The organism is Streptomyces griseorubiginosus, from assembly GCF_017614965.1.
Taxonomy (GTDB): Bacteria; Actinomycetota; Actinomycetes; order Streptomycetales; family Streptomycetaceae; genus Streptomyces; species Streptomyces griseorubiginosus_B.
In genome coordinates this window covers 1-12,032 of record NZ_WVUG01000276.1, presented here as the reverse complement: position 1 = coordinate 12,032, position 12,032 = coordinate 1, and the positions used below count along the sequence as shown (strand labels likewise).

Here is a 12,032-nt window from a genome sequence, read left to right as displayed (position 1 = left end):
GGGCGGGGCCTTCCCTACGGCCGCCGGGGTCGCCCGCGGGGCCACCGTGCTCGTTCACCAGCGCGAGCACCTCCTCGACGTCCAGGTCCTCGGCGTCCTCGCCGGTCCGGGTGGAGCGGGCGGTCATCCGGCGTCCGGACGGGTCTCGGGCGTGGCGTCCGGGGCCGCGTCCGCCTTGGCGTCGGCGGCCTCGTCCGCCCAGCGCGCGGCGAGGGCGGCGGCCTTGCGGGCGGCCTCGGCGACGGCCTGCGGGCCGCCGCCGGCCAGTCCGGCCGCGTAGCCGACGAGGAAGGTGGTCAGCGGTGCGGCGGGCCTGGCCACACCGTGAGCGGCGTCGCGGGCGAGATCGAGCAGGACGCCGGTGTCGACGTCGAGGTCGATGCCCAGCTCGTCCTTGGCTGCGGAGATCCATTCATCCAACACGTGCCCATGCTCCCTGATACGTGCCCTGGCGGTGGCGATGTCGTCCCAGGTGTCGCAGTCGAAGGACGCGACGGGGTCGGGGACGCGGGTGAGGTCGAGGCCGGCGGTCAGCCGGCGGAGGGGGAGGCCGGTGAGGCCGTCGTGTTGTTCGGAGAGGGTGGTCAGGGCGCGGTCAAGCGCGGGCGCGCGGTAGGCGGCCACGAGGGGTTGGTCGCGGCCGTCGGCGTCGGTGAGCAGGGCGCCGTCGGCGCTGTCCGTCCGCAGGGCGGTCAGCAGCCGCCGTACCGTGTGCGCTTCGAGGAAGGGCAGGTCGGCGGAGAGGACGACGACGGGGTCGGCCGTGGTGTGGCGCAGTCCGGCGCCGAGCGCGGCGAGCGGGCCGCCGCCGGGCGGGTCCTCGCGGGCCCACAGCACGGGCCGGGGTGTGGGGCGCGGTTCGGCCACGACGACCGTCCTGCGCGCGTCGGCGCAGGCCGCGAGCACCCGGTCGAGCAGTGCCCGCCCGCCCACGCGCAGGCCGGGTTTGTCGGCGCCGCCGAGCCGCCGCGCGGCGCCCCCGGCCAGGACGACGGCGTCGTACGCCGGGCCGGGGACGTCCGACACGGCGTCGTACGCCGGGCCGGGGACGTCCGAGCGCTCGTACGAGGTCACCCCATGAGTATGGGGGGCGCCGCGATCACAGGGAACGTCCGGGTCAGAGCGTGCGCAGCAGGACCGCCGGCTGTTCCACGCAGTCCGCCACGTAGCGCAGGAAGCCGCCCGCCGTGCCGCCGTCGCACACCCGGTGGTCGAAGGTGAGCGAGAGCTGGACGACCTGGCGCACCGCCAGCTCGCCCTCGTGCACCCACGGCTTGGGGACGATGCGGCCGACGCCGAGCATGGCCGCCTCGGGGTGGTTGATGATCGGCGTGGAGCCGTCGACGCCGAACACTCCGTAGTTGTTCAACGTGAAGGTCCCGCCGGTGAGTTCCCCGGGTGTGAGGCTTCCCGCGCGGGCCGCCTCGGTCAGCCGGGCGAACTCCGCGGTCAGCGCCTCGGCGTCGCGCGCATGGGCGTCCCGGACGACCGGTACGACCAGGCCCCGCTCGGTCTGCGCGGCGAACCCCAGGTGCACGTGGTCGAGCTGGACGACCTCCCTGGCCGCCGTGTCGACCGTGGAGTTGAGCTCGGGGAAGCGGGCGAGGGCGGCGGTGCAGATCCTGGCCAGGAGGGCGAGGAGGGAGATCTTGGGGCCGCCCGCCGCGTTCATCGCGGTACGCGCGCGCATCAGCTCGGTCGCGTCGGCGTCCACCCAGCAGGTGGCGTCCGGTATCTCGTGCCGGCTGCGGGAGAGCTTGTCGGCGACGGCACCGCGGATGCCCTTGAGGGGGATGCGGGTGCCGGCGGGGGCGGCCTGCGACGGCTCGGGCGCCGGAGCCACCGGCGTGAGCGTCGCGGCCACGCGTGCGTGCGACTTCGCCGCCGGTGCGGTGACCTGCCGGGGCGCCGCGTCCGCGGCCCGCAGCGCGTACTCGACGTCGGCCCGCAGGATGAGCCCGTCGGGTCCCGAGCCGGCCAGCTCCCGCAGGTCCAGGCCGTTCTCGCGGGCGAGACGGCGGACGAGCGGGGAGATCACGGGGACGGGCCCCTCGCCCCGGGGGCTCCCGGGTGGATCGGTCACGCGCGCGGTGCCGACGGCGACCGCGCCGTGCTGCCGGGCGGGTCCTTGGCCCGCCGCCGGCGCGATCCTGCCGTCGGAGCCGTCGTCGGCGGGAGTGGCATGCGCGCGCCCCGGTGCCGCCGGGGGCACGTGTCCGGGTGCCGCAGGACCGCCCGTCGGAGCCGCGGGACGGCCCGTCGGTGTCGTCGGGCGTACCCTGCGCCTGCGTGCCGGGGGTGCCCCGGTTCCGTAGCCCACCAGTACGTTCCCCGAGCCCTCGGACTCCGTGTCCGAGGCCTTCGGGCCCACCGCGACCGTCAGCAGCGGGGCGCCGACGGGAAGCTCCGTGCCCTCCTCGCCGAAGCGGGCGGTGACCACGCCGCCGTAGGGACAGGGCACCTCGACCATCGCCTTGGCCGTCTCGACCTCGACGACCGGCTGGTCCACGGCGACGACGTCGCCGACCTGCACCAGCCAGCGCACGATCTCCGCCTCGGTGAGCCCCTCCCCGAGGTCGGGGAGCTTGAACTCCAGCACCTGTGCCATCAGTTCTCGGCCTCCCACTGCAAACGCCCCACGGCGTCCAGGATCCGGTCCACGCCGGGCAGGTGGTGCCGCTCCAGCATGGGCGGCGGGTAGGGGATGTCGAACCCGGCCACGCGCAGCACCGGCGCCTCCAGGTGGTGGAAGCAGCGCTCGGTGACCCGCGCCGCGATCTCTCCGCCCGGTCCCCCGAAGGAGCCCGACTCGTGCACGACGACGGCGCGTCCGGTCCGCCGTACCGAGGCCGCGACCGTCTCGTCGTCGAACGGCACCAGGGAGCGCAGGTCGACGACTTCGAGGTCCCAGCCCTCGGCGCGCGCGGCCTCGGCGGCTTCGAGGCAGACGGGGACCGAGGGTCCGTAGGTGATGAGCGTGGCGCTCCGGCCCGGGCGCCGCACCACGGCGCGGCCTATGGGTTCCACGTCGGTCGGGTGATCGGGGTTCCAGGAGTCCTTGGACCAGTACAGGCGCTTGGGTTCCAGGAAGACGACCGGGTCGTCGGAGGCGATGGCGGCGCGCAGCAGTCCGTAGGCGTCGGCGACGGTGGCCGGCGTGACGACATGGAGTCCCGGAGTCGCCATGTAGTACGCCTCGGAGGAGTCGCTGTGGTGCTCGACACCGCCGATGCCGCCGCCGTAGGGGACGCGGACGGTGATCGGGAGCGGCATGGCGCCGTGCGTGCGGTTGCGCATGCGGGAGACATGGCTGATCAGCTGCTCGAAGGCGGGGTAGGCGAACGCGTCGAACTGCATCTCCACCACCGGGCGCAGCCCGTACATCGCCATGCCGACGGCGGTGCCGAGGATGCCGGCCTCGGCGAGCGGGGTGTCGGTGCAGCGGTCCTCGCCGAACTCCTTGGCGAGGCCGTCGGTGACGCGGAAGACGCCGCCGAGGGTGCCGACGTCCTCACCCATGACGTGCACCGAGGGGTCGGCGGCCATGGCGTCGCGAAGCGCTCGGGTGAGGGCCTGCGCCATGGTGGCCGGCTTCACGGCGACGGTGGTCATCAGTGCGCCCCTTCCTGCTCCGCCGCCAGCTCGGCCTCCAGCAGGGCCTGCTGTTCGCGCAGTTGCGGGGTCGGTTCGGCGTAGACGTGGGCGAACAGGTCCGCCGGGTCGAGCACCGCGTCCTGGTTCATGCGCTCGCGCAGGTCGGCGGCCATGGCCTCGGCGGCATCGCGCGCGTGCCGCATCCCGTCCTCGTCGAGGAGGCCGCGTTCGGTCAGTTCTTGTTCCAGGAGCGCGATCGGATCGTGCGCACGCCAGGCCTCGACCTCGGCGTCGCCGCGGTAGCGGGTGGCGTCGTCGGCGTTGGTGTGGGCGTCGACGCGGTAGGTGATCGCCTCGACCAGCGTGGGTCCGCCGCCCTCACGCGCGTGCCGTACGGCGTCGGTGAGGACCTCGTGCACGGCGGCCGCGTCGTTGCCGTCGACCAGCCGGCCGGGCATGCCGTATCCGACGGCCTTGTGGGCCAGGGAGGGGGCCGCGGTCTGCTTGGCGAGCGGGACGGAGATGGCGAAGCCGTTGTTCTGGACCAGGAAGACGACCGGTGCCCGCCAGACGGCGGCGAAGTTCAGCGCCTCGTGGAAGTCGCCCTCGCTGGTGCCGCCGTCGCCGACCATGGCGAGCGCGACGACGTCGTCGCCCTTGAGGCGGGCCGCGTGCGCGAGACCGACGGCGTGCGGGAGCTGGGTGGCGAGCGGGGTGCACAGCGGGGCCACCCGGTGCTCATACGGGTCGTAGCCGGTGTGCCAGTCACCGCGCAGCAGGGTCAGCGCCTGGACGGGGTCGACGCCACGGACGACGGCGGCGAGGGTGTCGCGGTAGCTGGGGAAGAGCCAGTCCTGCTCCCGCAGGGCGAGCGCGGCGGCGACCTCGCAGGCCTCCTGACCGGTGCTGGAGGGGTAGACGGCGAGACGGCCCTGCTTGGTGAGGGCGGTGGCCTGTGCGTTGTAGCGGCGGCCGCGCACCAGCTCGGCGTACAGGCGGCGCAGCAGGGCCGGGTCGGACTTCGCCGCCGCCTCGGTGCCCAGCACCCGGTGGGGCTCCGCGTCGGGCAGCAGCGGCGCGGGATCGGTGCGTGGCTGCCAGGCGGGGGGCGGCGATGGCCGGTACGCGCCCCGCTGCTCCATGACCGTCATGACGGCACCTCCTCGTGGGAGCGGCTACGGGAGGCGCGTCGGCTGTGACCCGCCTCACCTACCGATTGTTCGGTCGTCGGCACATTTTGGCTACAGGCCCCTTCAGGCTGTGGACAAACGGTTCTCCACAGCCTGGAATGAACGCAGTACGTCCATGGCAGGGAGGCGGGGGGACATGGCACCTGAACAAATGGCCGAGGAGCCCGAGGGCACCGTCCCCCTGCCGCCGCCGCGGCCCCTCGACGCGATCGACCTGGACATCCTGCAGATGCTCCAGTCCGACGGCCGTGCGTCGATAAGGTCGGTCGCCGAACGGGTCCACGTCTCCCGCGCCAACGCCTATGCCCGCATCAACCGGCTGATCGACGACGGCGTCATCCGCGGCTTCGGCGCCCGCGTCGACCATGAACGCGCCGGTCAGGGCACATCGGCGTACATCACCCTGAAGATCGTGCAGAACTCCTGGCGCACCGTCCGCGAGCAGCTCAGACAGCTGCCCGGCGCCTCCCACATCGCCCTGGTGGGTGGCGACTTCGACGTACTGCTGCTGGTCCACACGTCCGACAACCGGGCGCTGCGCGAACTGGTCCTCACCCGGCTGCAGGCCATGCCGGAGGTGCTGAGCACCCGCACGCTGCTGGTGTTCGAGGAGGAGGACCTGGAGCCGCAGGGCTGAGGTCAGCCCTCCTCGCGCAGGCCTCCGAAGACCAGCTGAACCACCGCGTCGGCGACCTCGCGCTCGTTCATCCCGCGCCCGTCCGGCCGGTACCACTCGACGATCGAGTTGATCATCCCGAAGACGAGCCGGGTGGCGAGCCGCACCTCCACGTCGCCGCGCACGTCCCCGTCCGCGGCCGCCGCCTTCAGCAGCTCGGCGACCCGGTGGTCGAAGTCGCGGCGGCGCTCCAGGGCCCACCGCTCGGTGCCGGTGTTGCCGCGCACCCGCAGCAGCAGGGTGACGTAGGGGAGTTCGCCGATCAGCACCTCGACCATGCGCCGCACGACGTACTGAAGACGGTCGGCGGCACGCCCCACGCGCGCGTGGTCCTCGTCGAGGATCCCGAAGAGGCCGTCCAGAGCCCGGCTGACGGCCCGGCGCAGCAGCTCCTCCTTGCCCGCCACATGGTGGTAGATCGACGACTTGGAGATGCCGGCCGCCTTGGACAGGTGCTCCATGGAGGTGCCGTCGTAGCCGCGCTCGTTGAAGACCTGGACGGCGACGGACAGCAGCGTCTCCGGGGTGTACGTGTCGCGCTTGGCGGTCGTCATGAGGTGCTGCCCTCCCGCTTGTCGGAGGCGTAGGCGTGCCGGTACAGCGCCAGGGAGGGCGCGTAGCGGCCGGAGGGGTCGCGCAGGTGCAGGTCGTCGAGGAGGGCGTAGGCCCAGTTCCGACCGAGCCTGCGGCTCCACTCGAAGGGGCCCAGCGGGTAGTTGACGCCCAGGCGCATCGCGGTGTCGACGTCCTCCTCGGTGGCCACGCCCTTGGCGACGGCGTCGTGCGCGAGGTCGACGATCCGGGCGACCGTGCGCGCGACGATCATGCCGGGGACGTCTCCGATGACACTGACGTCCTTGCCGAGCGCCTGGAAGAGGCCGGTGGCCTCGGCGAGGGTCTGCGGGGAGGTGTCCTGGGAGGCGGACAGGGCGATCCGGGTCGCGCGGCGGTAGTCCAGGGCGAGGTCGAAGTAGACGACGTCCCGGAACTCCACCGAGGTCTGCCCGTCGGCGAGGGCGAGCTGGCCGCCGCCCGGCAGGACCAGGCGGCTGCCGTGGTCCTCGTCCTCCTCGCGGACCTGGATGCCCGCCTCGCGGATCAGCGCGAGCAGTTCCGAAGCGGGGCCCAGGTCGCCCTCGGCGACGACGTACGCGGGCGGCTGCGCCCGCTCCGCGGTGTGCGGCTCGGCCCGCTCGGCGTCATTCCCGTAGTCGTACCAGCCGTGCCCGCTCTTGCGGCCGAGCCGGCCCGACTCGACCAGGCGGCGCTGGGCGAGCGAGGGGGTGAAGCGCACGTCCTGGAAGAAGCTCTGCCACACCGAGTGCGTGACCGACTCGTTGACGTCCTGGCCGATGAGGTCGGTCAGTTCGAAGGCGCCCATCCTGAATCCGCCGGACTCGCGCAGGACCGCGTCGATGGTGGCGGGGTCGGCGCCCTGGGCCTCGTAGACCGCGAACGCCTCGGCGTAGAAGGGCCGGGCGATGCGGTTGACGATGAAGCCGGGGGTGTCGGCGCAGGCCACCGGCGTCTTGCCCCAGGCGCGTGCCATCTCGTACGCGCGCGTGGTCGACGAGACGTCGGTGGCGAACCCGGAGACCACCTCCACCAGCGGCAGCAGCGGGGCGGGGTTGAAGAAGTGCAGGCCGACCAAGCGGCCCGGGCTGCGCAGGGCGCCGCCGATCGCGGTGACCGACAGGGAGGAGGTGTTGGTGGCGAGCAGACAGTCCTCGTCGACGAGGTCCTCGAGCGCCCGGAAGAGGTCCTGCTTGACGTCCAGCCGCTCCAGGACGGCCTCGACGACCAGGGAGCAGTCGGCGAGTTCGGCGAGGTCCGCGGCGGGCAGCAGACGCGCGCGTGCCGCGTCCCGTTCGGCGCCGGTGAGCCGGTCCTTCTCGACGAGCCGGTCGAGCCGGGCGGCGATGGCCGCGGCCGCGTCCTGGGCCCGGCCGGGAACGGCGTCGAACAGCCGTACGCGATGGCCGGCGACCAGCGCGACCTGGGCGATGCCCTGGCCCATGGTGCCGGTGCCGACGACGGCCACGGGGCTGCTGAGGTCGAGTGCTGTCATGTGCGCGATCCTCCCGCACGGGGTTTTCCACAGATGCGGCGGACCCCCTTGTCCCGACCGATCGTTCGGTTACTCTAACTCTGACTGGCTGTTCCTGCCCATGTTTCTGCCCAGGTCATGAGCTCGACGAAGAGCTCTTGAGACGAGGAGTTGGTCCCGCATGGCCGCCGAACTGACCGCGCACGAGCTCATCGCCAAGCACCGGCCGACCCTCGACCAGGCGCTGGAAGCGATCCGCACGCGTGCGTACTGGTCCCCGCACCCCGAGCACCCCAAGGCCTACGGCGAGAACGGCAGCCTGGACATGGCCGCGGGCAAGGCCGCCTTCGACGCCGTCCTGGGCACCCGCCTCGACCTCGGCCAGCCCGGCACGGACGACTGGGTGGGCGGCGAGGTCTCGCCGTACGGCATCGAGCTGGGAGTGGAGTACCCGCACGCGGACGTCGACGTGCTGCTGCCCGCCATGAAGGCGGGACAGAAGGCCTGGCGGGACGCGGGCGCGGAGGCGCGCGCGGTGGTCTGCCTGGAGATCCTCAAGCGGATCAGCGACCGGACGCACGAGTTCGCGCACGCCGTCATGCACACCAGCGGCCAGGCGTTCATGATGGCGTTCCAGGCGGGCGGCCCGCACGCGCAGGACCGCGGCCTGGAGGCGGTCGCGTACGCGTACGTGGAGCAGGTGCGCACGCCCGACACGGCGGAGTGGACCAAGCCGCAGGGCAAGCGCGACCCGCTCGCGCTCACCAAGCAGTTCACGCCGGTCCCGCGCGGGATCGCACTGCTGATCGGCTGCAACACCTTCCCCACGTGGAACGGCTATCCCGGCCTGTTCGCCTCCCTGGCGACCGGCAACGCGGTCCTGGTCAAGCCCCACCCGCGCGCGGTGCTGCCGCTCGCCCTCACCGTGCAGGTCGCGCGCGAGGTCCTCGGCCAGGCCGGCTTCGACCCGAACCTCGTGGCTCTGGCGGCCGAGCGCCCCGGCGAGGGCATCGCCAAGACCCTGGCGACCCGGCCGGAGATCCGGATCATCGACTACACGGGCTCCACCTCCTTCGGCGACTGGCTGGAGGCCAACGCCCGGCAGGCGCAGGTCTACACGGAGAAGGCCGGCGTCAACACGGTGCTCGTGGACTCGACGGCGAACTACAAGGGGATGCTGTCCAACCTGGCCTTCTCGCTGTCCCTGTACAGCGGCCAGATGTGCACCACCCCGCAGAACCTGCTGATCCCCCGTGACGGCATCCGTACCGACGAGGGGCCGAAGACCTTCGACGAGGTCGTCGCCGATCTCGCCCGATCCGTCGACGGACTGCTCGGCGACGACGCCCGCGCGAACGCGCTCCTCGGCGCCATCGTCAACCCGGACGTGAAGGCGCGGCTGGAAGCGGCCGCGGGTCTCGGCGAAGTCGCCCTCGCGTCGCGGGAGATCAGCAACCCGGAGTTCCCGAAGGCCGTGGTCCGCACGCCGGTCATCGTCAAGCTCGACGGCGCCAAGCCGGACGACGAGGCCGCCTACATGAGCGAGTGCTTCGGCCCGGTCTCCTTCGCCGTGGCGGTCGACTCGACGGCCGACGCGCTGGAGCTGCTGCGGCGCACCGTCCGCGAGAAGGGCGCGATGACCGTCGGGGCGTACACGAGCGACGAGGAGGTCGAGCAGGCGGTCCAGGAGGTCTGCCTGGAGGAGGCGGCCCAGCTGTCGCTGAACCTGACCGGCGGGGTGTACGTGAACCAGACGGCCGCCTTCTCCGACTTCCACGGCTCGGGCGGCAACCCGGCGGCCAACGCGGCGCTGTGCGACGGGGCGTTCGTGGCCAACCGTTTCCGGGTCGTCGAGGTGCGGCGGGAGGCCTAGAAACCGCCGGCGCTCCAGTGGTAGAGCGTCATCGCCACGCTGGTCGCCAGGTTGTAGCTGGAGACCTGGGGGCGCATGGGCAGGGACAGCAGATGGTCGGCACGCGCGCGTAGGGCGGTCGACAGGCCGCTGCGCTCCGATCCGAACGCGAGGACGGCGTCGTCCGGGAGCTTCGTCCCCCGGATGTCGTCGCCCTCCGGGTCCAGGGCGAACAGCGGCCCCTCGGGCAGTTCGTCCACGGTCAGCCGTTCCACCGCCGTCGCGAAGTGCAGCCCGGCCCCGCCGCGGACGACCGTCGGGTGCCAGGGGTCCAGCGTGCCGGTGGTGACCACGCCGGTCGCTCCGAAACCGGCGGCCAGACGGATCACCGCGCCCGCGTTGCCCAGGTTGCGCGGGTTGTCGAGGACCACGACCGGGGCGGTGCGGGGGCGGCGCGCCAGCGTCTCGAGATGCGCCGCGCGGGACGGTCGTACGGCCAGGGCGGCCACCGCCGTCGGGTGCGGGCGTTCGACGAGTCCGCGGTACGTGGGCTCCGGCACCTCGGTCATGAGCGCGGCCAGCGTGTCCGTGACGTCGGGCGCAAGCTCGTCGGCGAGAGCGAGCGCGGCCTCCCGGTCCACGGCGACCGCCACCGGGATCTCCGCTTGGAAACGCACGGCGTGCTTGAGGGCGTGGAAGCCGTCGAGCAGGACGGAGGAGTCGGCAAGCCGGCGCCAGAGGGTCACGGGGTCGGTCATGGCGTGCAGCCTACGTGCGCGTGTCCCGGGGGTTCACGCCGTGGAGTCCGCGTGTGCGGGCTCGGGGTTCTCCGGGGTCCGCGGCTCCGGCAGCGCCGCACGGCCCGCCAGGACACGGGTACGCGCGCGTGCGGCCCAGCCGCCCAGGCGGCGAAGGAACGACGTCGGCAGGAAGACCGCGTCCGTCGCGATCATGGCCAGCGAGAAGAACGGCAGCCCGAGGACCACGGCGATCACGGCGTGCTCGGTCATCATCGCCGCCAGCAGGACGTTCTTCACCCGCCGGTTGAACAGCGTGAACGGGAAGGCGACCTGCACGATCACGGTTCCGTACGTCACCAGCATCACCATCGTGCCGCTGGAGGACAGCAGGTCGGCGAGGCCCGGCCAGGGCGAGAAGTAGTCCAGGTGGAGCGGGTAGTAGACGGCGGTACCGTCCTGCCAGCGCGAGCCCTGGATCTTGTACCAGCCGGCCGTCGCGTAGATCAGACAGGCCTCGGCCATGATCACCAGCAGTGCGCCGTTGTGCACGACGTTGGCCACGACGTCCGCCAGGATCCGCGGTTCCCGCCCCCCGGCCCAGCGGGCGACGGCCCACCGCACGGCCTGCGCCAGCCACACCAGCCACAGGATGACCGGCACGGTCGGATCGGTGCCGTCGAAGCGGCCCCCCGCCGTCACCGCGACCAGCACGAACCCGAGGACGCCCCACAGGGCGGGACCGATCCGGTCCGCGACGCCCTCCCCACGCGCGCGTGCGTCGCGCGTGCGCCGTTCCCTCCGCGCGTCCAGCGACCACACCTGACCGCAGCGGGTGAAGACGAGATAGACGGACATCAGGTGCAGGACGTTGTCACCGCCGTCGCCGATGAAGACGCTGCGGTTCTGCAGGGAGAGCACACCGACCATGAACAGCACGGACATGGTGCGGGTGCGCCAGCCCAGCAGCAGCAGGACGCTCGTCAGCAGGGCGAACGCGTAGACCAGCTCGAACCAGAACCGGCCGCTGGACCACATCAGGGCCGTGAAGGCGTGGTCGTCGGAGATCAGCCGCTGGGCCAGGTCCCAGCTCCACGGGGCGTCGGGGCCGTACATCTCCTGGCGGTGCGGGAACTCGCGCAGCAGGAACAGCAGCCAGGTGGCGCTGAAGCCGATGCGGACCACGGCGGTCTGGTACGGGCCGAGGGCCGCATCGGTGACGCGGGCGATGCCGGCCGAGACGGCCAGAGCGAAACGGTTCACTCCGCGCCCCCCTCGGTGTCGGCGGCCGAGACCGGCCACCAGGGCAGCACGCGGTACATCGGCTGGTCGGAGAGCTTCTCGCCGCTCCACTTCGGGGGCTGGACGTTGGTGGTGCGCGAGCGGACCTGCACCTGGATCACCGAGCCGCTCTTCCCGGCCGCGTCGTCCCGGTCGAGGCGCAGCGCCACGATGCGCCGCACATACGCCTCGGACAGGGAGCCGCGCAGGCCCGAGGGACGGTTGTCGGCGTCATGCGTGGCGAGGAAGAAGTCCCAGGCCCGGCGCAGTTCGTTCTGCTGGGTGTGGCTGGGCAGCAGATTGCCGTCGATGGCCCGGCCGTCCTCAGCCGACAGGTCGTACCAGCCGGTGGTGCGCACCCCGCCGTCCGTCGCGCGCACCTCGGCGCGGGCCTGGACCGCGATGTTCTGCTGCAGCGGGTTGGGCGCGAACAGCTTCCAGTTCTGTTCGAACTCCGGGTAGATCCATTCGTCGATCGCCTTGCCGTGCCGCTGGGTGACCGTGTTCGCCGGCGCGACGTGCAGGAACACCATGCCGATGTGTACGCAGACCACGGCGGCGACGACGGCGAGAGCGAGAGCGGCGCCTATCCGGTAGCGCAGGGAGAGGGCGGCGACACCGGTCCGGGGCTCGGCGTAGGGGCCGGTGCGGGGGG

General features: G+C 72.7%; 11 protein-coding genes. 2 read left to right on the top strand and 9 right to left on the bottom strand.

All coding sequences use genetic code 11. The annotated features are described in order from the left end of the window. Positions 1-123: 123 nt before the first annotated feature. The 4 genes from GRC12_RS34685 to pdhA are packed head-to-tail and all read right to left on the bottom strand — an operon-like array spanning position 124 to position 4,745. Complete coding sequence (locus tag GRC12_RS34685) at positions 124-1,074, bottom strand: NTP transferase domain-containing protein (protein WP_439959924.1); 951 nt, start codon at positions 1,072-1,074, stop codon at positions 124-126. Between the two features lie 43 nt (positions 1,075-1,117). Continuing rightward, a complete protein-coding gene (locus GRC12_RS34680) occupies positions 1,118-2,608 on the bottom strand; it encodes a dihydrolipoamide acetyltransferase family protein (RefSeq protein ID WP_208783867.1) in 1,491 nt (496 codons plus the stop codon). After that, positions 2,608-3,612, bottom strand: a complete 1,005-nt coding sequence (locus GRC12_RS34675) for an alpha-ketoacid dehydrogenase subunit beta (protein WP_208783865.1) — start codon at positions 3,610-3,612, stop codon at positions 2,608-2,610. Before GRC12_RS34675 ends, GRC12_RS34680 begins: the two co-directional genes overlap by 1 nt. Next, positions 3,612-4,745: a pyruvate dehydrogenase (acetyl-transferring) E1 component subunit alpha gene (gene pdhA / locus GRC12_RS34670; RefSeq protein WP_208783863.1), complete on the bottom strand. Its 1,134-nt coding sequence runs from the start codon at positions 4,743-4,745 to the stop codon at positions 3,612-3,614. The genes GRC12_RS34675 and pdhA overlap by 1 nt, the downstream gene beginning before the upstream one ends. Before the next feature lie 190 nt (positions 4,746-4,935). Between pdhA and GRC12_RS34665 the strand changes: the two genes are divergently transcribed. After that, the gene (locus tag GRC12_RS34665) at positions 4,936-5,421 is read left to right on the top strand and encodes an Lrp/AsnC family transcriptional regulator (protein WP_208783872.1); all 486 of its coding nucleotides are present in this window, start codon (positions 4,936-4,938) and stop codon (positions 5,419-5,421) included. A 2-nt stretch (positions 5,422-5,423) separates the two neighbouring features. Here GRC12_RS34665 and GRC12_RS34660 read toward each other — a convergent pair whose 3' ends face one another. Together GRC12_RS34660 and GRC12_RS34655 are read right to left on the bottom strand one after the other, a co-directional pair. Next, a complete protein-coding gene (locus GRC12_RS34660; RefSeq protein ID WP_133043994.1) occupies positions 5,424-6,014 on the bottom strand; it encodes a TetR/AcrR family transcriptional regulator in 591 nt (196 codons plus the stop codon). Next, positions 6,011-7,528 carry a 3-hydroxyacyl-CoA dehydrogenase gene (locus GRC12_RS34655; protein WP_208783861.1) on the bottom strand — a complete coding sequence of 506 codons (1,518 nt, stop codon included), beginning with the start codon at positions 7,526-7,528 and terminating at the stop codon, positions 6,011-6,013. Before GRC12_RS34655 ends, GRC12_RS34660 begins: the two co-directional genes overlap by 4 nt. Before the next feature lie 160 nt (positions 7,529-7,688). On the opposite strand from GRC12_RS34655, the gene paaN reads away from it, so the two are divergent. Next, a complete protein-coding gene (paaN, locus tag GRC12_RS34650; protein ID WP_208783859.1) occupies positions 7,689-9,380 on the top strand; it encodes a phenylacetic acid degradation protein PaaN in 1,692 nt (563 codons plus the stop codon). Here the strand turns inward: paaN and GRC12_RS34645 are convergent. The 3 genes from GRC12_RS34645 to GRC12_RS34635 all read right to left on the bottom strand — a co-directional run. Continuing rightward, the gene (locus tag GRC12_RS34645; RefSeq protein ID WP_208783857.1) at positions 9,377-10,117 is read right to left on the bottom strand and encodes a TrmH family RNA methyltransferase; all 741 of its coding nucleotides are present in this window, start codon (positions 10,115-10,117) and stop codon (positions 9,377-9,379) included. The genes paaN and GRC12_RS34645 overlap by 4 nt on opposite strands. Before the next feature lie 33 nt (positions 10,118-10,150). After that, positions 10,151-11,359 (bottom strand): HTTM domain-containing protein, encoded by a 1,209-nt coding sequence (locus tag GRC12_RS34640; RefSeq protein ID WP_208783856.1) that lies wholly within the window; start codon positions 11,357-11,359, stop codon positions 10,151-10,153. After that, positions 11,356-12,032 (bottom strand): DUF5819 family protein (locus GRC12_RS34635; protein WP_244374239.1); only part of this gene is annotated, 677 nt, incomplete at its 5' end. The genes GRC12_RS34640 and GRC12_RS34635, both read right to left, overlap by 4 nt.

Excerpts from the sequence above, each read along its gene's own strand:
- GRC12_RS34675 (WP_208783865.1), bottom strand. The coding sequence starts at position 3,612 with ATGACCACCGTCGCCGTGAAGCCGGCCACCATGGCGCAGGCCCTCACC.
- GRC12_RS34645 (WP_208783857.1), bottom strand. The coding sequence starts at position 10,117 with ATGACCGACCCCGTGACCCTCTGGCGCCGGCTTGCCGACTCCTCCGTC.
- GRC12_RS34665 (WP_208783872.1), top strand. The coding sequence starts at position 4,936 with ATGGCCGAGGAGCCCGAGGGCACCGTCCCCCTGCCGCCGCCGCGGCCC.
- GRC12_RS34655 (WP_208783861.1), bottom strand. The coding sequence starts at position 7,528 with ATGACAGCACTCGACCTCAGCAGCCCCGTGGCCGTCGTCGGCACCGGC.
- pdhA (WP_208783863.1), bottom strand. The coding sequence starts at position 4,745 with ATGACGGTCATGGAGCAGCGGGGCGCGTACCGGCCATCGCCGCCCCCC.
- GRC12_RS34680 (WP_208783867.1), bottom strand. The coding sequence starts at position 2,608 with ATGGCACAGGTGCTGGAGTTCAAGCTCCCCGACCTCGGGGAGGGGCTC.
- GRC12_RS34660 (WP_133043994.1), bottom strand. The coding sequence starts at position 6,014 with ATGACGACCGCCAAGCGCGACACGTACACCCCGGAGACGCTGCTGTCC.
- paaN (WP_208783859.1), top strand. The coding sequence starts at position 7,689 with ATGGCCGCCGAACTGACCGCGCACGAGCTCATCGCCAAGCACCGGCCG.